This window comes from Nonomuraea sp. H19 (assembly GCF_052068215.1).
Lineage (GTDB): Bacteria > Actinomycetota > Actinomycetes > Streptosporangiales > Streptosporangiaceae > Nonomuraea.
This window is the reverse complement of record NZ_JBQHCV010000065.1, coordinates 1-20918: the sequence shown is the minus strand read 5'-3', so window position 1 is coordinate 20918 and position 20918 is coordinate 1. Positions and strand designations below refer to the sequence as shown.

22 protein-coding genes and 4 pseudogenes are annotated in these 20918 nt (G+C 67.7%); 14 read left to right on the top strand and 12 right to left on the bottom strand.

Annotated features, from left to right (window positions below; all coding sequences use genetic code 11):
• Positions 1–89: 89 nt before the first annotated feature.
• A pseudogene (locus tag ACTMTI_RS55330) lies at positions 90–442 on the top strand (IS1380 family transposase); the annotation flags it as partial.
• A gap of 127 nt (positions 443–569) precedes the next feature.
• The gene (locus ACTMTI_RS55325; protein WP_441129132.1) at positions 570–707 is read left to right on the top strand and encodes a hypothetical protein; all 138 of its coding nucleotides are present in this window, start codon (positions 570–572) and stop codon (positions 705–707) included.
• A gap of 10 nt (positions 708–717) precedes the next feature.
• Here ACTMTI_RS55325 and ACTMTI_RS55320 read toward each other — a convergent pair whose 3' ends face one another.
• The gene (locus ACTMTI_RS55320; RefSeq protein ID WP_441129136.1) at positions 718–981 is read right to left on the bottom strand and encodes a hypothetical protein; all 264 of its coding nucleotides are present in this window, start codon (positions 979–981) and stop codon (positions 718–720) included.
• A 225-nt stretch (positions 982–1206) separates the two neighbouring features.
• Between ACTMTI_RS55320 and ACTMTI_RS55315 the strand changes: the two genes are divergently transcribed.
• On the top strand, positions 1207–2442 hold the full coding sequence (locus ACTMTI_RS55315; protein WP_441129131.1) for an IS110 family transposase: 1236 nt from the start codon (positions 1207–1209) through the stop codon (positions 2440–2442).
• Between the two features lie 291 nt (positions 2443–2733).
• Here ACTMTI_RS55315 and ACTMTI_RS55310 read toward each other — a convergent pair whose 3' ends face one another.
• From ACTMTI_RS55310 to ACTMTI_RS55290, 5 genes are read right to left on the bottom strand one after another with little or no spacing between them, the layout of a single operon-like run.
• Positions 2734–3636: a polysaccharide deacetylase family protein gene (locus tag ACTMTI_RS55310; RefSeq protein WP_441129130.1), complete on the bottom strand. Its 903-nt coding sequence runs from the start codon at positions 3634–3636 to the stop codon at positions 2734–2736.
• Positions 3623–4330: a fumarylacetoacetate hydrolase family protein gene (locus tag ACTMTI_RS55305; RefSeq protein WP_441129129.1), complete on the bottom strand. Its 708-nt coding sequence runs from the start codon at positions 4328–4330 to the stop codon at positions 3623–3625. The genes ACTMTI_RS55310 and ACTMTI_RS55305 overlap by 14 nt, the downstream gene beginning before the upstream one ends.
• Positions 4327–5580, bottom strand: a complete 1254-nt coding sequence (locus tag ACTMTI_RS55300) for an MFS transporter (protein WP_441129128.1) — start codon at positions 5578–5580, stop codon at positions 4327–4329. Before ACTMTI_RS55300 ends, ACTMTI_RS55305 begins: the two co-directional genes overlap by 4 nt.
• Positions 5577–6968, bottom strand: a complete 1392-nt coding sequence (locus tag ACTMTI_RS55295; RefSeq protein WP_441129127.1) for an amidohydrolase family protein — start codon at positions 6966–6968, stop codon at positions 5577–5579. Before ACTMTI_RS55295 ends, ACTMTI_RS55300 begins: the two co-directional genes overlap by 4 nt.
• Positions 6969–6970: 2 nt before the next feature.
• Positions 6971–7720, bottom strand: a complete 750-nt coding sequence (locus ACTMTI_RS55290; protein WP_441129126.1) for a sulfite exporter TauE/SafE family protein — start codon at positions 7718–7720, stop codon at positions 6971–6973.
• A gap of 78 nt (positions 7721–7798) precedes the next feature.
• Here ACTMTI_RS55290 and ACTMTI_RS55285 point away from each other — a divergent pair, with 78 nt between their 5' ends.
• The gene (locus tag ACTMTI_RS55285) at positions 7799–8461 is read left to right on the top strand and encodes a GntR family transcriptional regulator (RefSeq protein ID WP_441129125.1); all 663 of its coding nucleotides are present in this window, start codon (positions 7799–7801) and stop codon (positions 8459–8461) included.
• A 20-nt stretch (positions 8462–8481) separates the two neighbouring features.
• On the opposite strand, the gene ACTMTI_RS55280 is transcribed toward ACTMTI_RS55285, so the two are convergent.
• The 3 genes from ACTMTI_RS55280 to ACTMTI_RS55270 all read right to left on the bottom strand — a co-directional run bounded on the left by ACTMTI_RS55280 (position 8482) and on the right by ACTMTI_RS55270 (position 10271).
• A complete protein-coding gene (locus ACTMTI_RS55280) occupies positions 8482–8664 on the bottom strand; it encodes a transposase (RefSeq protein WP_441129124.1) in 183 nt (60 codons plus the stop codon).
• A gap of 181 nt (positions 8665–8845) precedes the next feature.
• Positions 8846–9658 carry an alpha/beta hydrolase gene (locus ACTMTI_RS55275; protein ID WP_441129123.1) on the bottom strand — a complete coding sequence of 271 codons (813 nt, stop codon included), beginning with the start codon at positions 9656–9658 and terminating at the stop codon, positions 8846–8848.
• 1 nt (position 9659) lies between these two features.
• Positions 9660–10271 carry a flavodoxin family protein gene (locus ACTMTI_RS55270; RefSeq protein WP_441129122.1) on the bottom strand — a complete coding sequence of 204 codons (612 nt, stop codon included), beginning with the start codon at positions 10269–10271 and terminating at the stop codon, positions 9660–9662.
• A 217-nt stretch (positions 10272–10488) separates the two neighbouring features.
• Between ACTMTI_RS55270 and ACTMTI_RS55265 the strand changes: the two genes are divergently transcribed.
• From ACTMTI_RS55265 to ACTMTI_RS55235, 7 genes and pseudogenes are all read left to right on the top strand, one after another.
• Positions 10489–11001 (top strand): MarR family winged helix-turn-helix transcriptional regulator, encoded by a 513-nt coding sequence (locus ACTMTI_RS55265; protein ID WP_441129121.1) that lies wholly within the window; start codon positions 10489–10491, stop codon positions 10999–11001.
• A gap of 216 nt (positions 11002–11217) precedes the next feature.
• Positions 11218–11439: pseudogene (locus ACTMTI_RS55260) on the top strand (DUF4158 domain-containing protein); the annotation flags it as partial.
• 16 nt (positions 11440–11455) lie between these two features.
• On the top strand, positions 11456–12274 hold the full coding sequence (locus ACTMTI_RS55255; RefSeq protein WP_441129133.1) for an alpha/beta fold hydrolase: 819 nt from the start codon (positions 11456–11458) through the stop codon (positions 12272–12274).
• A gap of 407 nt (positions 12275–12681) precedes the next feature.
• Positions 12682–13338, top strand: a complete 657-nt coding sequence (locus ACTMTI_RS55250) for a hypothetical protein (protein WP_441129120.1) — start codon at positions 12682–12684, stop codon at positions 13336–13338.
• A gap of 326 nt (positions 13339–13664) precedes the next feature.
• Positions 13665–13763 (top strand): annotated as a pseudogene (locus ACTMTI_RS55245) (IS110 family transposase); the annotation flags it as partial.
• On the top strand, positions 13759–13941 hold the full coding sequence (locus ACTMTI_RS55240) for a hypothetical protein (protein ID WP_441129135.1): 183 nt from the start codon (positions 13759–13761) through the stop codon (positions 13939–13941). The pseudogene ACTMTI_RS55245 and the gene ACTMTI_RS55240, both read left to right, overlap by 5 nt.
• Positions 13938–14498, top strand: coding sequence for a hypothetical protein (locus ACTMTI_RS55235; RefSeq protein ID WP_441129134.1), 561 nt, complete (start codon positions 13938–13940; stop codon positions 14496–14498). The genes ACTMTI_RS55240 and ACTMTI_RS55235 overlap by 4 nt, the downstream gene beginning before the upstream one ends.
• Before the next feature lie 199 nt (positions 14499–14697).
• On the opposite strand, the pseudogene ACTMTI_RS55230 reads toward ACTMTI_RS55235, so the two are convergent.
• Positions 14698–14763, bottom strand: a pseudogene (locus ACTMTI_RS55230) (DUF1918 domain-containing protein); the annotation flags it as partial.
• Positions 14764–14998: 235 nt separating this feature from the next.
• Between ACTMTI_RS55230 and ACTMTI_RS55225 the strand changes: the two are divergent.
• A complete protein-coding gene (locus ACTMTI_RS55225; protein ID WP_441129119.1) occupies positions 14999–16012 on the top strand; it encodes a zinc-dependent alcohol dehydrogenase in 1014 nt (337 codons plus the stop codon).
• Positions 16013–16541: 529 nt separating this feature from the next.
• Positions 16542–17027 (top strand): helix-turn-helix transcriptional regulator, encoded by a 486-nt coding sequence (locus tag ACTMTI_RS55220; protein WP_441129118.1) that lies wholly within the window; start codon positions 16542–16544, stop codon positions 17025–17027.
• A gap of 458 nt (positions 17028–17485) precedes the next feature.
• Here ACTMTI_RS55220 and ACTMTI_RS55215 read toward each other — a convergent pair whose 3' ends face one another.
• The gene (locus ACTMTI_RS55215; RefSeq protein WP_441129117.1) at positions 17486–19690 is read right to left on the bottom strand and encodes a LuxR C-terminal-related transcriptional regulator; all 2205 of its coding nucleotides are present in this window, start codon (positions 19688–19690) and stop codon (positions 17486–17488) included.
• 326 nt (positions 19691–20016) lie between these two features.
• A complete protein-coding gene (locus tag ACTMTI_RS55210) occupies positions 20017–20409 on the bottom strand; it encodes a hypothetical protein (RefSeq protein ID WP_441129116.1) in 393 nt (130 codons plus the stop codon).
• On the opposite strand from ACTMTI_RS55210, the gene ACTMTI_RS55205 reads away from it, so the two are divergent.
• A complete protein-coding gene (locus ACTMTI_RS55205) occupies positions 20408–20695 on the top strand; it encodes a SpoIIE family protein phosphatase (protein ID WP_441129115.1) in 288 nt (95 codons plus the stop codon). The two genes, ACTMTI_RS55210 and ACTMTI_RS55205, sit on opposite strands and share 2 nt — an antisense overlap.
• Positions 20696–20918: the final 223 nt, after the last annotated feature.

Below are 20918 nucleotides of genomic sequence, written 5' to 3'. Positions count from 1 at the left end.
GCTGCAGACACTCGCCGGAGAGATCCCCGGCGAGAAGGCGATCCACATCGCGATCGTCCCTTGGGCCAGGCGGTAGAAAGCACAAGCGGGTGACTGCCCGGCTGATCGTGCGACGCGTCAAGAAGCTTCCTCCGCCCGCCGACGACGGCCAAGGCGAGTTGTTTCCCACCTACCGCTACTACCCGATCTTCACCGACGGCCCCTACACTCTCCTCCAGGCTGAGGAGCGGCACCGTGATCACGCGGTGCAGGAGCAGGTCAACGCCGATCTCATCGACGGTCCGCTCGCCCATCTGCCCTCCGGGGTGTTCGCCGCCAATGCCGCTTGGCTCACCTGCGCCGCGATCACTCACAACCTGCTGCGACGCTCGGCTGTCTGGCCAATCCCGCCCGCGCCAAAGCACGCGGCACGACGCTGCGCCGCAGGCTCTCACGCATACCTTAGGACGATCACACAGCGCGATCACCAGAACCCGAAATGCGCTGGAGGTGAATGCTTACGATGCTTGGTGTTGGTGGTCCGCATCCCGCCGTTGTCCCGTACGTCGCGTGCGAAGGGAGAGCGGACCATGCCGACCATGATCGGTCACGTCAGCCAGGAGCGGTACGAACAGATCATCACTCGTGCCCGGGAGCTGGTTGAGCTCCAGACCCGTTCCCAGTTCGAACTCGGGGACTTAACCGACCAGCTCAAACACTGCGTGTGACGTTTGTTGATCACCCTCTGTGAGGGATAGCGTCCGCCTTAACTGATCTCGGACGGGATGTTCGGGACGTCAGTAGCATGTCGGGGGACGCATGGCTGGTCGGCTGGTCATCGGGGATGTCCGGGCCGAGCTGCTCGGCGATCATCGCGTGCAGCCGGGCCATGCCTGCCACCCCCTCCGGCAGTCGGGCCTTGGCCAGCCGCGCGCCGGCAGCGTCCATCAGCTCCACATCGTGGTGGTCTTCGGCCCAGTCGTCTCCTCCGAACAGTCGCACCCGTCCTCCCGTGGATGTCTTCGTTTTCTCTGGTCAGCAGCCTGCGGGAGAACCATCGGCGACCTAATGAAGCAAGTGCTCACGCCACAGGCGGGCGGGCACGACATCCAGTGAGACTCAAGGGGTGGCAGCAACAGCCCTTTCCAGTGAGATGGAAGGGGCAGGAGGTGCTCCCTTTGAGGCTGACCCAACGACATCCCGGCCCCGCTGATCGGGTGCCCTGTGATGGATCTGTCGCCTCAGCCGGGAGCATCGCCGAGGGTGCGTGCCAGAGCGGTCGCGCGTGGCCTGATAGGAGCCTGGTCAAGCTGGTCCCGTCACTGGTCTGCCCGCCCGGCCGCCTGGCACGCACCGCCACCGATTCTCCCCGACGGCACAAGGACGCTCATGACCAGGAAGCCGAAGAAGGGGCGGATCGCCGGCGGGGTCGACACCCACGCCGACACCCATCACGCCGCGGTGGTGCTGATGAACGGCCGCCGCCTGGCCGATGCCGAGTTCCCGGCCACTGCCGCCGGATACGCCGAGCTGCTGGCCTGGATGTGTTCGTTCGGCAGGCTGCACGCGGTCGGGGTGGAGGGCACCGGATCCTACGGTGCCGCACTGGCCCGGCACCTACGCGGCCAGGACATACGAGTGATCGAGGTCAACCGCCCGGATCGACGGCAACGCCGCGCCAAGGGCAAGTCCGACCCGTTGGACGCCTACGCCGCGGCCGAGGCCGTGCTGGCCGGCCGGGCCACTGCGGTGCCCAAGGCCGGCGACGGGATCGTCGAGTCGATCCGTGCCCTGCACCTGGTCCGCACAGGCGCGATCAAAGCCCGCACCGCCTGCGTCAACGAAATGAAAGCGCTGGTCGTCACCGCTCCCGCCGAGCTACGCGAGCAACTGCCCGCCCGATCGGCGGTCAAGCTCGCCGACGTCTGCGCCCGGCTGCGGCCTACCGGCGATTTGGCCGACCCAGCCCAGGGCGTCAAAGTCGCGCTGCGCCGCCTGGCCATTCGTTACCGCTCGCTCACCGCCGAGATCACCGACGCCGACACTCAATTGGCCGTTTTGGTCAAACAGGCCAGGCCAGACCTGCTGGCCGTCCGCGGCGTCGGTGTCGAGACCGCCGCCCAGCTGTTGTCCACCTGCGGCGATAACCCCGATCGACTGAACTCCGAGGCGGCGTTCGCCTCCCTGTGCGGCGTCTCTCCGGTCCCGGCCTCCAGCGGCAAGACCAAACGCCACCGGCTCAACCGCGGCGGCGATCGGCAGGCCAACCGCGCCCTCTACATGATCGCCATCACGCGCATGGGCCACGACGCCGACACCCGCGCCTACGTGGCGCGCCGCACCACCGACGGGTTGTCAACCAAGGAGATCATCCGCTGCCTGAAACGCTACATCGCCCGTGAGCTCTACAAGGTTTTGACCAGCCCGGCAACCCGCGAAAACGATCTCCCAGCAGTCGCTTGACAAGACATAGGAGCATCCATCAGCGATCAACTCTCCCGACCAACCGGCAGGGGCACGGTCTTTCATCAGGACTCGACGTCCAGGACACCCGAGTGCTCACCTGCTGGCGGCCACCATCCACCACGGAGTCTGCCGGATGGCTTACTCCCAGGACTCATTAGGGCACCCTCGTGCTCGCTGCGGTTGTCGTCTGCGTGTCCGTCTTCTCGATGACTGCCCTTCTCAAGGCGGCTGCTCATCGGTGAGACCAAAGGCCCGGGCGCTTCCGCCCGGGCCTACCTGACATCCTCGCTAGTCCGCGACCAGGGACTTGTGCCGCCGTGGCGTGGACCGTGCCTGCAGGTACCAGTCGAGAATCCGCTCGCCGGTCTGAAACTCGACGTCCTCGTGGGCGCGGATGTGCTGGAGAGCTTGCTCGAAGTACTTCAGGCGATGCGGCGCACCCATGATGTACGGGTGCACGACCAGCGCCATGACCCTGGCAGACTCCGCGGAGTCCCTGTAGAGCTGGTCGAACTGGTCGGCCGCCCGCTGGAAGTACTCCCGCGCCGGATGATGCTGAATCAGCATCATGGCCACATCGTTGCACTCTTGGGTGTAGGGGATGTTCACAATGGGCGAGGTCCTGGTGGCCAGCTCCACTGGCTGGTCGTCCAGCACCCAGTCGCAGACGTACTCATAGCCCTCCTCGACCAGGATGTCCGGCGTTTCCCAGGTCTCGGTCAGCCCGGGCCCCAGCCAGCCGCGGGGGCGCACACCGGTCGCCGACTCGATCGCCCGCGTAGTGGCCCGGATGTCAGCGCGCTCGTCCTCGACCTTCTGCATGTTCTTCTGGGTAAAGCCATGGCCGATGAACTCCCATCCGCGATCTAGCGCCGCTCTCGCAATCTGCGGGTAGTGTTCGACGGCCTGGCCGTTGATCGCCAGTGAGGCGGGCACACGCTGGCGGTCCAGCGCAGCCAGGATGCGCCAGAAGCCGATGCGGTTGCCGTACTCGTGCCAGGCCCAGTTGGGAACGTCGGGGGCAGGGATGCCGCCCGCCGGAGGGGTGAGAACGGTTCTGGGCATGGGCTCGGTGTCCGACCAGGTCTCCACGTTGACGATGACCCAGACCATCATGCGCTTGCCGCCGGGCAGGCGGAGTGCGGGGCGCCCGTCAATGGGGTTGTAGCCAAGCCGTTCACTGGGACGCATGGGTCTCTCCTTCGCTGATGGTCACAGTCAGGGCGGGCAGGCCGGTGATCTCGACGTCGATGCGGTCCCCTGGCTCCACGGCGGCGACGCCCGCCGGTGTGCCCGTGTAGATCAAATCGCCGGGCATCAGCCGGTAGGAGAGAGACAGGTGGCTGATGATCTCCGGCACGTTCCAGATCATCAACTTCAGGCTGGTGCGCTGACGTTGCCGGTCGTTGACGCTCAGCCGTAGCTCGCCCGACAGAATTTCGCCGGCCTGGTCGGCGTGAACGATTGCGCCGCAGGGCGCCGAGTGGTCGAAGGACTTGCCGGCCTCCCACGGCTGCGCCAGGTCGCGACAGTCCCGCTGCCGGTCCCTGCGAGTCAGGTCGATGCCAGCGGCGAATCCGAAAATGTGCCCGGGCGCCTCGGCCACGCTGATGTCGGATCCCGCCCTGCCGACGGCGACGACCAGCTCGCCCTCGAAGTGAAGGTCGCCAGTCTGCGGCGGATAGGGGATGGAGGAGCCGTCGGTGACGACGGCGTCCGTGGGCTTCTGGAAGAAGAAGGGGTCGTCACGCTCGCTCCCCTCCTGCATCTCACGGATGTGGTCGAGGTAGTTGCGTCCGACACAATAGACGCGGCGGACGGGGAAGGACTCCAGTCTTCCGCTGATGGGGACGGTCGTGGTGGGGAGCTGCCAGAGTGTGATCATGATCGCTGATCCCGAGGTGAGAGGGTGGTGCTGAACAGGTGCGGGCGCAGGGCGAGCGCCAGGGCGGCGCCGAGCAGAGACAGACCAACGATCTGCACCATGCCTGCGGCAGTCCAGCCGATTGCCGCGATGAGCGTGCTGAAGAGGAGACCGGCCACGCCCGCCGCAACGTAGATGCAGGTCACGAACAAGCCGGCCGCCCTGCCCACCAGCTCGCCATCCACGGATTTGACCAGGTAGCTGGCCACCGTCACGTACACGCCGCTACTGGCGAAGAGCCCGAACAGGAAGGAGAAGGTCGCCTGCCAGGCCGTCGAGGACGGTCCGAGGAAGAGCGCGCACCCGCACACGGCCACCCCGATGTTGAGCGCCGGCAACACGGCCCGAGGGCTCAGCCGATCGGCTAGGTAGCCGCCGAGCGGGGAGGCGAACGCCGCCAGCCCGGACAGCCCGATGACGAAGCCTGCCCCTGCCGGGGTATAGCCGAGCTGCCCGCGCAGGTAGCTGGCGTACAGGCCAATGAAGGCAAAGTCGGCTAGACCGAACAGCGCGATAATGACAGCCAGCACGAGCGGGTTGCGTGCCAGGAGCGTGCGCGCGCCGCCGGCATGCGATGCCGAGCTCGCAGCCTGGTCGATCTCAGTGAGCTGGGGCGACACCAGCACCACGATGGCCAACGCCAGAGCGATACCGATGGCGCCGTACGCGAGCATCGGCGCTCGCCAGGTGCCGAACTGCTGCAGCAGGCTGCTGCCGAGCGCCGGGCCGATGAGTGAGCCGGCGGCGAACGCCATGTTGACGCTGCCGATGGCCACTCCACGGCGGGCGGGGAACGCGCTTGAGGCGACGGCAATGATCATCGCGAGCTGGAGTGCCTCGCCGACTCCGGACAGCACGCGCCACAGCAGCATGTCGGCGAATCCGGCCGAGGCCGCGGTCAGGGCGGTCGCCAGCGAGAACACCAGGGTGCCGATGACGATCGTCGGCTTGCGCCCAAGCCTTCGCTGCAGGTACCCGGCGGGCAGGCCGGCAAGGCCCATGCCCAGGGCGAACACGGTGGCTTGTAGACCTGCCGCTTCGAGGCTGAAGCCGTACTCGGCGCGTACCTCGACGAGCAGGATGGGGAAGACCATACGGTCCATGGCGTTGATGGTGTAGGCCAGCAGTAGCAGGCCGAACATCGCGACCGCGATTTTGGGCGCCAGGGTTTGCCTCGGCGGCGATGAGAGGGGGATGGAGGCGGCGTTCACAGCAGACTCCTTTCTTCTGTGGTCGGTGATGGGGTGGCGGCGACGCCCGCGGGCGGAGGCCAGTCGCCGGCCGCTGCGGCCCTACGCAGCAGCGCGTCGCGGTGGGACGTGGCCATGGCGATGGGGTCGATATCGTCCTCGTCGAGGATGAGCCGTCCGTGTCGCTTGAGGACCCGGCCGTCGGCGATGACGGTGTCGATGTTGTCGATCTGGCCCGTGTAGACCAGTGCGTGGGCCGGGTCGCCCGACGGAACCAGGTTGATGTCTGACGTGCGGAGAATTACCAGATCCGCGCGCTTGCCAGGGGTGATCGAGCCGATGGTGTCGTGGAGTCCGAGGTCCCTGGCGCCGTCGATGGTCGCGAGCTGCAGTAGCCTGCGCGGCGTGATCGCGGGTGAGCCGGTGCGTGCGGCCTCTACCGAGATGATCGCGCGGAGGTGGCCGAGGAGGTCCGCGCTGGTGGGCATGGCCAGCGTGTCTAGGGAGAGCGACACCTGTACTCCGGCTTCGAGTAGTTCTGTGAGGAGCGGGAAGCCCATCGTCCGCATCTCGGTGAGCGGGCTCAGGGACACTCGGGTCCGGGTGCGGGCCAGGGCGGCGATGTCGTCCTCTTCGGCATGCACCGCGTGGATGACCTGCACGTCCTCACCCAGCAGGCCGAGTTGTTCGAGCCGGACGAGCCCGCAACTCCTGCAGCCTTCCTCTCTCAGACACCGGTCGCAGTGCATGGTGATCGGCAGTCCAAGAGAGCGTGCGGTCTTCCACTCACGCTCATAAACCTCGGGAGGGGTCCGGTACGGCCCGCGCAGAGCGACGCCGAAGTCCAGCCGGCCGTCGAGGTGGTCGCTGGTCCAGCGCACCCTGAGTTTCGCCAGGTCATCGAGGTCGTTGGTGCGATCGGATGGTGCGGAGTCGGGAGGGCCGTAGGAGAAGCGGCCGCGCAAGCCGGAGTCCAGGTGCGCTTGGATGTTGGCGTCGGCGTCCCTGGGGCTGCGGACGTTGTGGTCGAAGTTGTGGACGGTGGTGATGCCGCCGTTAACGGCCTCGGCCAGCGCGAAGCGGGCCGCCCAGTAGAAGTCGTCCAGTTTGAGGTGCCGGGCGAGCGCGCGTTTGACGGTGAAGTAGTCGGTTCCCGCGCTGTCGCCGACGGTGCCGCGCAGGAGCGAGTTCCACAGGTGCCAGTGCGTGTCTACGAAGCCGGGTAGCGTGACGGTCCCCTCGGCCGCAATGACCTGGACGCCGCCGGGCTGGCGGTCACTCGCGTGCGGGCCGATGTCGATGATCTCGCCGTCGCGGACGAGGATGTCGGCGTGTGGAAGGTCCCCAATGGCGGGATCCATCGAGATCACGTGAGTGCCCGCGATGAGAAGGTCGTGTCGTTGGCGCATGATCACCTCAGGAAGAGTGCGATGGAAAGCACGAGACCGAAGCCGACGATGAACCGGCGAAGGTGGTGGGATGGCACACGCCGGGCAAGCACTACCCCGCTTCGACCGCCGGCGAGCCCGGCGAGCGACATGACAGCCACGGGGACCCATTCCACCGGGCCGAAAGCGGTGAAGCAGAGCGCGGAGACCAGGCCGACGACCAGTGACAGAGCGCTCTTGAGCGCGTTGAGCCGGTGCAGGTCTTCGCTCAGGAAGGTTCCCAGGACGGCAAGCATCATCACACCGAGCCCCGCCGCGAAGTAGCCGCCGTACAGGGAAACCACGAACTGGCCGGCCAGGAGTCCTCGCCCTCCAGCGGTCGTATTTGACTGGTCGAGACGCCGCGCCATCGTGCCCTGCGTGGCCAAGGCGATGACCGAGGCCAAGACGAGGAAGGGGACGACGGAGGCGAACTGCTCCGCGGGCGCGCTGAGCAGGATCACCGATCCGCACGCCGCGCCGGCGACGCTCACTGGGGCGAGCCGATGGGCTTTCGGGCCCACCACGGCCAGCTCGTCGCGGTAACCGGCGAGACCTCCCAGGTAACCGGGCAGCGCGGCCAGTGCGCTAGTGACGTTGGCCGCCACGGGCGAGTAGCCCATGGCCAGCAGAGCGGGGAACGAGATCAGTGATCCTCCACCTGCCACGCCGTTCACGGCACCGGCCAGGAACCCTGCGGTGGCGAGCACTGTCACTTCCACGGTGTCCAACATGCAGACAAGGTATGCATTGCATGCAGTGCATGTCAACACTCGGTCGCAGTGCTTTGCATGCAACGTATACTGATCTACATGGCGGCCTCTTACGATTCACAGCCCGGCAGCGCTCATGCAGTGTATGTGGCGCTGCGCCAGCGGTTCTCAGACGGCCAGTACGCGCCGGGCCAACGCTTGACGGAAACCACGCTGGCGGCGGATCTCGGTGTCAGCAGGACACCGGTGCGCGAGGCGATCGGCCGCCTGCTGGCCGAAGGGCTGGTCATCCCTGCCGCGCGTGGGGTCGCCGTCGCGGCGTTGAGCCCGAGCGAGGCCGCGCACCTTTTCGTGCTGCGCGCCGATCTCGAGGCCTTGGCAGCCGAGTTGGCCGCCACCAGGCAGGCCCGAGGCGAGCTGGCCCCGGCCGAAATCGACGCACTCGACCAGGCTGTGGATCAGGTGGAGGTCGCGGTGAAGGCGCGAGACGCCCGCGCATCCGCACAGGCGAACCTGGCCCTGCACCGCGCCATTGGAGCGGCGGCGGGCAACCCGTTCCTCGAGGACACTCTGCACCGGGTATGGGACCGGATTGCGGTCACGACCGTGGCCAACCTCGACGACCCGCACTGGGCGGGCGCAATCACCGACCAGCACCGCGCTATCGTGGCGGGCATTCGCGCGGGAGACCCGCAGACCGCGCGCCACGCCGCCAAGGCGCACATCGAAGCTGCGGGCCGTGCCTACAAGCCAGCCACCTGAGCCCGCGGGCGCGCCGCTATTCAGACAGGGACGCGGTGCGCTGGGTCATCGCCGCAGGTCCGCCGATAGATGTTCACCCAATTCCCGAGCGTGGTGTCATGGATGCCGAGTTCCTTGGCCACATGCGACACCAGCTGCGGGCCGTCCAGCACCATGCGGACCGCTTCGTCCTTGGACTCCTGGCTGAATCGTCGGTTGTGCACCGCCACAGCCTTCCCTTCCGGTTCTCCCCTCAACCCTAGTTGGGGACCTGTCCGGAAGAGCCGGGGCACCTCACGCGCGCAGCGCGTCGGGTTTCCCGGACACGGGAGGGCCCCGGCCGGGCGGGGTGGCCGGCCGGGGCTGCCTTGTGGGTTCCGGAGGGATTTTCGAGGGTTACCGGAGTCAGCTTTCGCGGGCGAAGGCTCGTACGAGGAAGCCGTCCAGGCTGCGGCGGGCCTCCGCCCGGTAGGCGCCGCTGAAGATCTCGGCGGCGTGCAGCTCGCCCGGCAGGACGATGACCTCGGACTGTGGGAAGTGGTCGGCCACCTCACGCAGCCGGCCCTCGTCGGCGAGCGGGTCGTCGACCGTGCCGAGCAGCAGCATCTCCCCGGTGTAGTCCATGCCGCCGTCGACCTCGGCGCCGCCGAGTGAGGCGAGCGGGCTGATGCCCGCGACCCCGGTCGGCCGGTCCTTCGCGTTCGCCGCCATGCCGAGCATGACCGTGCCGCCCATGCAGCCGCCGACCCAGGTGACCTGCTCCGCGCCCTGGTCGCGCAGCAGCGTGGTGGCCGCGGTCACCGTCTCCTCGCGGTCGGCGCCCCAGTCGAAGGTGACCACGTGATAGCCCTTGCCGGCAAGGCGCTTGGCCTCGCCGGCCCACTCGCAGGCGTCGCCCCAGGAGATCGGCGCGAAGGCGATGCCGCGCGGACCGTCCCCGAGGGTGACCATCCGGGTGTCCGAACCGCCCGCCGGTACGCGGTGGACGCTCGCCCCGGTGCCGTGGAAGCAGTCAGGGACGTCGCCCTTCCTCTGCTGCATGGAGTCACCTCGCCGTGCCACGGTCGATCCCTCCTCAGTGCGCTGCGCGGCGACTTGTTCCGTACGGGCGTCTAGTTCCGTACGGGCGTCGGGCTCGGCGGCGGTGCAGCCGGCCGTCAGCGGGAGAAGCAGCACCACACAGACCGCGAGCGTCCGGTACCACTTGGCCCCGCGCATGTCAGGAGACAACGGCTTCGAGTTCGGTCGCTGCGCGCCCGCGCAGGTGGACGTGGGTGACCTCGGCGACGCGGCGGCCCAGCACCTCGGCGGTGCACAGGTCGCTGGCGCAGGGGGTGACGTCCGGGCCCTCGTCGTTGTTCGACTGGGACATGGCGCCGAGCCAGCTGCCGAGGCGGTTGATGTCCTCGCTGCTGCCCTTGGACGTGTTCCATCCGCCGTACTCCGCGAGGCCGACCCAGATCATGCCGTGCTGGGCGGCGAAGAGGGCGATGTCGACGAGGGTGTGGAGCTTGTCGCCCGCCATGTTGCCGCTGTTGGTGAAGCCGGCGGCGATCTTGTTCTTCCACTGCATGTTGTCGCCCCAGACCTGGGACGTGGACTCGACGAAGGTGCGGAACACCGCGCTGGCGCCGCCCATGTAGGTCGGCGTGCCGAAGATGATCGCGTCGGCGTCGGCCAGCGTCTGCCACAGCTCGTCGTTCAGCTCGGCGAGCGACACCAGTTGCACGGTGGTGTCCTCCACCTTGCCCACACCCGCGGCCACCGCTTCCGCCTGCTTCGCGGTGTGGCCGTAGCCGCTGTGATACGCCACGACGATTCGAGCCTGCATACTTACTCCCAAAGATCAGTCACCAAAAAGCTGTGTGAAAAGCTTTCCTCTAAGGCGAATGTAGCGGCTTCTTGTGCGCCGGGCAACAGCCGTGGTGGGAGCGTGTTTGCGGCGGAATCCGGACGCGTCACCTCGCGAGATAGCTTTACGCTGAGCTATCCTTGGACAGGCATTACCCTGCGGGCCACGAGAACCGGGGGGAACGGAGAGGCCTGCCATGACGGAACCGGACCACGTCGACGACATCATCACGGCCTGGCACGTTCAGCTGCCCGAGATCGCGGGCCTCCCCCTGGAACTGGCCAAGCGCAGCGCGCTGCTCACCGCCGCCTTCGACGAGGTGGCGGCGCACGCACTGGAGCGGCTCGGGCTCACCCAGGCCGAGTACGGCATGCTCGCCGTGCTGCGGCGCGCGGGCGAGCCCTACCGGATGAAGCCGACCGAGCTGACCCACGCGCTGCTGCTGTCGTCCGGCGGCACCAGCAACGTCCTCAAGCGACTCGTTGCCGCGGGCCTCGTCACCCGCGAGGCCGCCCGCGACGACGGCCGCAGCTCGTGGGTGCGGCTCACGCCCCGGGGCGTCGTGGTCGCCGAGTCCGCGGTGCGCGCGGTGACCGCGGCACACGCCCGGATCGTCGCCCGGATCCCCGAGGCGGAGGCCCAGCTGCTGAACAACCTGCTGCGGGACGTGCTCGCCGCCGTGGAGGAGGGCGTGCTCGTCCGGCGCTGACGTGGGGGTCAGAGAGATTTGGAACGGAATCCGGCGTTAAGGGGTTCCCGCTGGTCAGCGAGCCCCTGTCATCTCCCGCTTGCAGAGGAGGCTCACGCCGGATTCCGGTCGATCTCACAGCGCAACTTTGATCTACGTCGCGTGACGGTTGGTAACGATTAGTAATGGTTGTGTTGCTCTGATGACGCTGTGTCTGTTGGGTCATACGTTGCGTGCATGCCTGTCGACTTCCTGGGCGACTCAGAAGCGGCGAAGTACGGCCGTTACGACGGTCCGCCCTCCCGGGCCAAGATGGAGAAGATCTTCTTCCTCGACAACGAGGACATGGCCCTCATCAAGGGGCATCGTGGCCGGCACATCAGGTGCGGTTTCGCTCTTCAGCTCGTGACCGTTCGTTACCTGGGGTGCTTCCTGGCCGACCCGCTGGAGGTGCCGAACGAGGTCCTGGCCGACACTGCTGCTGTTGCACGGCAACCCGACTTGGTCGTTTGTGTATCGCGAGGTGATCCGCGCCCTGCGGGACGAGTTCCGCTGCGTCGCCCTGGACTATCCCGGCTTCGGACTGTCGTCACCCCGCCCGGGCTACCGGTATCTGCCCGAGGACCACACCAAGGTCGTCACCGCCTTCGTCGACGCCGCGGGTTTGAGCGGGGTCACCCTGGTGGCCCAGGACTGGGGCGGCCCTATCGGCCTGGCCACCGTCGAACAGCGGCCTGCTGCCTTCGAGGGTCTGGTGCTGGCCAACACCTGGGGCTGGCCGATCACTGGTGACCTCCACTTCGAGGTCGTCTCCCACCTGATGGGCGGACCACTGGGGCGCGAGCTGGTCAGGCAGTTCAACCTGTTCGTCAACGCAATGATCCCTGCTGGACACCGGCTGCGGAAGCCGACCGCCGACGAGATGGCCCATTACCGAAAGGCTCTCGGCACCCTCAAGCGGCGCGACGCGTCGGCAGTGCTCCCCCGGCGCATCACCGCCAGCCACGCCTTTCTCGCCGGTGTCGAGGCCGGGCTCCCCGACCTCGCGTCGCTCCCGGCGCTCATCGTGTGGGGCGACGCCGACTTCGCTTTCCGGGCCAAGGAGCGACAACGATGGGAACAGATCTTCGCCAACCACCACACAGTGATCGTCGAAGGCGCCGGCCATTTCGTGCAGTCCGACGCGCCCGACCGGTTCGCGGTGGCGATCCGCGACTGGCGGTTAGCGCCCGGCGGGCGCCGCACCTCTGCGGCTCGCGGGGACGTCCGGCGGAAGACGCCAAGAGAGTCGTAGTGGCCTACGACACGCAGCTGCGGCCGACCGTCAGCTGTCCCAATGGATCGCCATTGGGACAGCCGCCGCCAGATGCGATCCCGCTACGGGAGCGCATCGATGACGTACACCCCATGCCCCGGGCGAGGCCCGGAACCTGACGCCCAGGAAGGTACTGACATGGTCCCGGCTGCGACGCACAGTGGCGCACCCGACACCCTGGCCCAGGCTCGTGCGGCGTTGCGGGAGGTTGTCCCTAGCCTCGTCGCACTTGTGCGGAGCGTCCCCGACTCCAACTCCGTTTCGGTCGGTACTTGGACCGTGGGCGATGTCGCGGCTCACCTATCTCATGTTTTTCGCTTCGACACCGACGCCGTGGCCCCGGCGCCGGAAGACCGGTCCCGGAAGCAACGGTGACGTCGGCGGGAATGGCCGAGGTCAACGCGAAGATGCTGGCCGAGGACGGCGCACGGGACCCAGCCGTACTCGCAGATCGCATCGGCACGCTTGCAAACGAGTTCGACGACGTCGCGTCGCGTTCGCGAGCAGTTGTCACCGTCGATTGGCTGCAAGGTGCCCGCCTGCCGCCCTCGGCGGTGGCCTGTCACCTGCTCGAGGAATGCTTGATCCACGGCCATGACATCGCAAGAGTCACTGGGCGCTCGTGGCCAATACAGCGTCACCACGCTCTGCTCGCGGTCGAGGGCGGCGTGCTTCCGCTTATCGCGGCTCTGCCGCCCACTGCTTTCTTGAACCAGGAGAAGGCCGGATCCTTCCGAGCTCGCTTCGAACTGCGCCCGCGTGGAGGCGGACGCGCGGTGTTTGTCTTCGACCGCGGTTCGTTGACGCTCGACGCGGAGTGCGCACGTGACGTTGACGCCCACATCTCTGCCGACCCCTCGGCTCTCATGCTGGTGTTCATCGGCCGACAAGGAATATGGAAACCGCTTTTTGGAGGGAAGCTTGCCGCTTGGGGTCGTCGGCCATGGAAGCTCGCCCGCATGTTCACCGTCATGAGCCCCCGTAGCCCGTTCGTCGTCTGCAGATGCCTGAGCCAGCTCCGCCGAGCAATGCTTGAGACCTAATAGCACTGCACGGCGCCGGATGACTCCTACTTGAGACCCGGGGCTTGACTCCTTTCCACAGACTGCGAGCTCCGGTGTCGTGTCCCTCGCAGAACCAGATGCGCCTCCGGCCCCCTGAGGGGCATGATCGTGACTCGAGCCGTCCGCACGGTGACTTCTGCTTGCAAGGCGAGCCGGTGAGCTCTGTCCATAGACGGAGGCCCGTGCGGTGAGCTGGAGCCACGAACTGCTCATCGGATGTCGGGCCGACGAGCCCTTCTATTAGGGCGCTGCGTGGCTCTGCGCAGGCTCACATGCTGGGCGAACACCGGACGTAGGAGGTTCGATTGCCGATCACTTGCGGTATCGACTGGGCGGAGAAGCACCATGACGTGGCGTTGGTCGATGAGAACGGCAAGCTGGTGGCCAAGCAGCGCATCAGTGACGGCCGTCGACCGGCACCTGGACCTGCGCGCTCTGGGCGCCACCACCTGGGACCTGTCGGCCATCCCGCCGGGCCGGATCGCCGCACTGGCCCGCTTCGCCAATGCCGCCCGCGCTCAGGCCGTCGATGCCCCGGCAGGCGATCGCAAGCTGGCCACCCTGGTGGCCTTCGCCCGGTGATGGAGCCAACCTCGGCCGATGAGGCGGTCGAGGTGTTCGACCTGGCGGTCGGCGACCTGCTGCGCACCTCGGCGTTCAAAGCGAACAAGGAGCGGATGCGCACCATCAAGGATCTGGACGGCGCGGCGATCATGTTGCGCGAGGTGTGGCTGAAGATCCGCTCGGTGGCCGAGATCCCCGACGGCGACATCCGCGCCGCCCTCGATGAGATGGATCTGGCCGCCGTCCACGCCGCCGCCGACGACCTAGCCCGCGGCATCGCCGCGGCGCAAGCCGAGGAGGCCGACCGGCTACGCCAGGCGCTGGCCGCCGAACAACAGCGGCGCGAACAAGCCGTCACCGCGGCCGCCGTGGCCGAGCAGGCCCGCGAGGCCGCCGCCCAGGCTCGAGCCGACGCCGCCGGTGAGGCCGATCGGCTTCGTACCGAGCTCACCAACGCCACCAGCGCGCTGCGCACCGCTCACCAGCAGCGCGAGGAGGCCGTCACCGCCGCCGCCGTGGCACAGGCTCTGCTGCATGAGCAGGAGACGTCACGTGTTTCCCGCAGGTCGCGATGACCATCTGCACCATGATCCATCTCACCGTCAATGGCAACCAGTCTCATACCCGCCTCCAAGGGCGACGCTAGCGAGTACGTGCACTGGGCCACCGCGTGGCTGCTGCCCCGCCTGCTGGCCGACCGCACTGCCGGGCCGGTGTTCCGAGCCAACCGGCGCGCCCCACTTCCGGATCTCGCGCGCCCACGCGCGGCGACCCTTACTGCGGCTCGGCCGGCTCGACGAAGGAGTCGGGTCCGGGGTAGACGAACTGCTCGTGGCCGTCGTCGTGGCGTACAAGGTACGGGGGCGTGCCGTCAGACCCCGGACCTCGACGATCTCGGCCTTCCTGTCCCCTGTCCGACCACGTGACCGTGGATGATCAGCAGGTCACCCACGTTCGCGTGCATGGCGGATTCCTCTCAGCCGGGCTCTGGCAACCTTGAGGTTCCCTCCCGCCTTGCACCAGACCGGCCGCCCCAGAAAGCGGACGGGTGCGGGGGAGGGTAACGTCTGTGATTATGCGCGCCTTCGTCATCACGGGTCCTGGACATGCGGAGGTCCAGGAGGTAGAGCCGCCGATGCCCGGCCCCGGCGAGGTGGTCGTCGAGGTCGAGCGGGCCGGCGTGTGCGGGACGGACATGGAGTTCTACTCAGGCGCGATGACGTACCTGCACACGGGCGAGGCCCGCTATCCCGTGCGCATCGGGCACGAGTGGGCGGGGGTCGTGCGCGAGGCCGGCGACGGCGTGGACCCAGCCTGGCTCGGCCGACATGTCACGGGCGACACGATGCTCGGCTGCGGGAGCTGCGCCCGCTGCCTCGGTGGCAGCCAGCACCTGTGCGCCGACCGGTACGAGATCGGCGTGCGCAACGGCTGGCCTGGCGCGCTCGCCGAGCGGCTTCCCGTGCCCGTCCACGCCTTGCAGCCCCTGCCCGGCACCGTCGATCCCGTGCTGGGCGCGCTGGTGGAGCCCGGCGGGAACGCGCTGCGGGCCGTGAACGCCGCCGCGCTCGACCGGGGAGACCGGCTCCTGGTCATCGGGCCGGGCACGATCGGCCTGCTGGCGGCGCTGATGGCGGCGGCGCGCGGTGTAGAGGTGCACCTGCTCGGCCTCACGGAGCCCTCGCTGGACTTCGCCCGTTCCCTCGGCTTCACCCGCACCTGGACCGGCCGCCCGGAGCCGGCGTTCGACGGGGTCATCGACGCCTCGAATGGGCGCGACTCGCCCGCGCTCGCCGTGGAGGTCGTCGAGCCGGGCCGTCGCATCGTCCTCATCGGCCTGTCGGCCGAGCCCAGCCGCATCGACACGCGCAGGCTCGTGCTCGGCGACGTCACCGCCCACGGGATACTCAGTGCGTCCGGCGGTCTGGCGGGCGCCGTCGAGCTGTACGCCTCGGGCCTGGTCGATCCCCGGCCGCTGGTCGCGGCGACGGTCTCGCTGGAGGAGGCGGCCCTGGTGTTGGCGGGCCCGCGCCGCCCAGAGTGGGGGAGCGCCCCCAAGATCCACATCGATCCGCGCCTGCCAGGCTAACGCGCCGGGCGGCCCGGGAGTCTCACCTCCGGGCTCCCAAGGAACGGAGCGTGACGTAGGGTAGGCCGCCGACGAGGTGCCAGTTGACCTGGTCCTTTTCCGACGGTCCCCTCCGAGTGAAGTCGACCGCTGGCGAGGTGCCTCTGGGAGGGCCCTTTTCTATGTAATCACCCCTGAGCCTGGATCCACGGCTTGAAATCTGATGCATGTGTTGTGAAATAAGGCGAGGTGCCCTCTGACCTGGGAAGATTGGAGTTCTTCACGCTTCAATCGGCCAGTTCGGGAAGGCACCGATGGTTATCTGGGGTAATCAAGCGAACCTGCTGGTCAGCCGCTTGAAGGCCTGTCAGTCACGTAAGGCAAGTAGGGCGGCCGCCGCTGCCGCGCCGGGTGGATCGTCGAGAGGTGACCGGTCCGCCATCGGGGGTCAACTCCAGAAGATCACCTGAAGAAGTTTTCCTCATGTAAACTTCAGGTGTGTGCCGGGATTCTGGCTCTTCCTCTGCTCGGCGAGGGGATGGTCACGGACATGGGTGACGCTGCCGATCGACGCTCCGCCTGGACGTTTCTGACCAACCACGCCCGCGTGCTGGTGGCCATCGCGGCTGATCCGCAGGTGCGGATCCGCGACATCGCCCAACGCATCGGCATCACCGAACGAGCCGCCCAGAGCATCGTGACCGACCTGCTGGAAGCCGGTCATGTGGAGCGGGTGCGGGAGGGCCGCCGCTCCCGCTATGCCATCGTTCCGGGCCGGCGCTTGCGTCATTCCAGCCAGAACACCATTCCTGTCCAGGCGCTCATCGATCTGTTCAGCGATCGGGCCTCGACCCGTCCGGCCCCCGCAACCGATCATCGAGTAAACCCGCACCAGGCAAAGGATCTTGGCGGGCAAGGCAAAGATCCGCTCTGCCCGGCGGTGACCGCCCGGATCGGCGCGGGAGACGAATCTAGACTCAGGCCAGTGAACCCATCGATAACGCTTGGTAGGTGGCTCGGGGAGCTGTCGCTGTGATCACGGTCATCGTCTTCGCCATGGCGACGCTCTGCGCAGTGTGACGAGGTCAGTCTGGACGACAGCGACGGCACCGCCCGGTTGCATCTGTTATCTCGGTGATTCTTAGTAGTCAGGCATGTGTGTTAAGTAAGGTTGGCGTGTCTTGCCAAACAGGTATCTAGGGGTCTTTAGGCATGTCAGGTGCACTGCCTCGGTGCTACCGGCCTGAGCGGGCGGTGGCCGCCGACGGGTGGATGCCAGAGCGTGGCACCGTGAACACAATCATGGGGACGATCGGCGAGTTCCTGTCGTGGTGCTGCCTGCTGAGGTCGGGGCTCCACCCCTCTGAGGGTGTGGATGCTGCCGAAATGTTTGCGAGGACCCCGGGTCCGGACGAGCGGATCGGAGATGGCCGCCGATCCCGGACCGGCCGGGCGGCTCCAGATGGTACATAACCCGAGGCCAAAGGGACGATGTCACTCTAGCTCCGGCCCTCGCGAGGCCCAGGTTTTGATGATCTGCGACCTGGACGTGAAGTTGAGCTTGCGAAGGATGTTCTCGACGTGGCACTCCGCCGTGCGTTGCGAGATGACCAGCGCCTCGGCGATCTCCTTGTTGCTCAGGCCCTTCGCGACGTGATCGGCGATCTCCCGCTCCCTGTGGGTGAGGAGGGAGGTCGCGTTGGATTCTGGACGGCTGGCTTCCCGGCGCCGTGCGCCCTCCCCCTCCAGCGCGAAGGCGGCGGCTTGGTCGGGGGTTAGCTGTGAGCCGCGGTCGAAGGCCGACGTGAACCGCTCTTCCCGCAGGTGCGGCCGGAGGGTGGCCTCGCACCGGTCGTGAGCTGCTGCCAGGTGCCCGAGCCCGGGCAGTGACGTTCCGATCGACCGCCAGACCGCGTGAGCGGCGCCGAGCATCTGGGCGGCCTGTTCGTACTGCTCGTCGCTGGCGAGGATCCAGGCCAGCCCTTCGATGCATTGGGCGAGGCCCAGATGATCGTTGCAGTGCAGCTTCAGGCGCACGGCGTCGCGCATCATGGCCATGGCATTCCGGAGCGCGCCCTGCCGCCAGCGCGCCAGCGCCGTGACCCACAGCGCGTAGGAGACCGACCACTCGGCGTTCGCCTGCCTGGCCGTCTCCAGCACCTCATCGCAGAGCTTCGCGGCTCGTGGATCATCCATGAGCACGGCGGTCATGGCCAGCTGGAAGAGCACGACCCACGCGTGCCCCCGGTGGCCAAGGGCGCGGCGCCGGGCCAGGGCCTCTTCCAGCAGTGTGAAGGCACGGGCGAAGTCTTCGGCCAGCAACGCGGCGAACCCCGTGATATGGACGGCGCCGGCGAGCTGGGCCTCGTCGCCGAGCCGCTCCGCCAGCGTCCGGCACTCCGCCAGCAATGGCTCCGCGGCCTTGGCGTCGCCCCGCAGCAGCACGAGCCACGCGTCGACCCACAGGGCCTTGGCCCGAACGGCCTCGGCGCCGGGCTCCTGTGCGAGCGCCCGCTCCAGCCAGTGGTGTCCTTCGCTCGGGGAGCTCCAGGAGAGCCGATGGCTCCACATCGCGGCGGCGATCTCCAGTGCGGCCCACGCCTCACCCGGCTCGCTCAAACAGAACTCCAGCGCGGCCCGGACGTTGCCCTGCTCCCGGGCCAGGCGCCCGAGCCAGTCCATCTGGTGCTCGCCGAACCATTCCGCCTCCGCCCGCGCCGCCAGGCTCCGGCACCAGTCGCGGTGCCGCAGCCGCACGGCCTTGTCCTGGCCGGAGGCGACCAGCCGCTGCCAGCCGTACTGGAGCAGCGTGTCCAGCGTCTCGTAACGCACGCCGGCGCCCTGCCCGCGCCGCTGCATGATCGACTTATCCACCAGCCGATCCACCACGTCCGACGCGATCTGCCAGGTCATCTCCTTCCCGGTGCACACGTGCGCGATCCCTTCCTGGCCGCAGCCGCCGGAGAAGACCGACAGCCGTTCCCACATCGTCCGCTCCTCGGCAGAACACAGGTCGTAACTCCAGTCCAGGAGCGCGCGCAGCGTCTTCTGCCGCGGCGGTGCGGTGGTGGGCCCGGTCGTCAGCAGCCGGAAACGGTCCTCGAGACGCTGAAGGATCTGTTCGACGGACAGGACCCGCATGCGCGCCGCCGCGAGCTCGATGGCCAGGGGGATGCCGTCCAGCCGCCGGCACATCCGCGCCACCGCCAGGATGTTGGTGTCGTCGACCCGGAAGTCGGGAATGACGGCCGCGGCACGATCCTCGAACAACCGCACCGCCTCGTTCTGCAGATCGCCGTTCATGGACGTTTCCGCCGCCGTCGGCACCGTCAATGGGGGAACCCCGAGGATCTGCTCGTCCGCCAGGCCCAGCGCCTGGCGGCTGGTGACCAGGAGGCACAGCCCGGGAACCGTGGCCAGCAGTTCGACTGTCAGGGCGGCGCACTGGACGAGCAGGTGCTCACAGCTGTCCAGCACCACCAGAGTCCTCTTGTCTCGCAGGTATTCGGCAAGAGAAGCCATGTGGGGCTGCGTGCATCCGACGGTGCCGGCGACCGTCTCGATGAGCAGGTCTCCGGCCGCCAGGGGCGCCAGCTCGATGAACCAGAGGCCGTCGTGGAACTGCGGTGACATCTTGGCGGCGATCCGCCGCGCCAGCCGGGTCTTGCCCACTCCACCGACGCCGGTGAGGGTTAGCATCCTGCTAGCTGAGAGCAAGCGCTCGCCCTCAGCCAGTTCCCTCCTGCGACCGACCAAGCTCGTGAGCTCGAGTGGCAGATTCCCCGGGCACGGTCGCACTATTGCCCCCATATGGCCGCAATCTAGTTCATCCTGACGCGCAATGCCAATGAGGGCACAGTGGGTAATAATCCCTGGTCCGCGCCTTGACTTTCGCTACACCCAACAGGCCACGTCATGCCAGGGTGGACGCAAACCCCGCTCCCGTCACGACCGATGCCGCCGCGGCTGATCGCGGAGGAAGTGGCCAGGATCGGCGGCCGAGACGTCTCCATCCTGCTGCAGGACTACGCCCAAGAGCTGCTGGTGCCGCTTCCGGGCAGGAAGCTGCACGTGGGCCAGCCCGAGCCGATCGCCGGTTCCCCGCCGGCCGGGCCTTCCTCCGCGCGGATGTCGTCGAGGTGCCGCAGGCCCGCGGCGTACGGATGTACCTGCTCCTGTTGGACGGAAGCGATCAGGTGGGGGTGATGGCGCTGACCCTGGACGCCGTCGCCGACGACGACCGGCGCCTGCTGCGCCGGCTCGCCGGCCTGGTCGCCGACATGCTGGTCACCAAGAACTCCTACACCGACCAGTTCTTCCTGGCCCGGCGCCGGGAGCCGATGAGCGTGTCCGCGGAGATCTTGGAGCCTGCTGCCGTCGCTGTCGATGTGCGTGCCGCAGGTCGAGGTAGCCGGCATGCTGGAGCCCGCCTACCGCGTCGCCAGCGACAGCTTCGACTACGCCTTGAACGACAACGTCCTGCACGTGGCCGTGATCGACGCGATGGGCCACGGCCTGGACGCCGCCTCGATGGCGACCATCGCCATCGGCGCCTACCGGCATGCCCGGCGCGTGTTCGTCAGCCTGGCGGAGAAGTACGCCTTCATGGACGATGCCATCTCCCGGCAGTTCGGGCCCGACCACTTCGTCACGGCGCAACTGATGCACCTGAACATCACCACCGTCACCGGACTGACGTCGTAAATGCCCAGGTGGAAGGCGCGTGTAAGCTGGCAGCAAGATGGCTGATCAAACTGGCCGGGTACAAGAACCGGCCGGAAGCGCGACTTTCGTCGGGCGTCAACGTGAGATGTCCGATGTGCGGCGCTTGGTGTCGAAAACGCGACTGTTGACGCTGACCGGTCCGGGAGGGGTCGGCAAGACCCGGCTGGCGTTGCACGCCGCCCACGCGTTGCGGTCGCGGTTT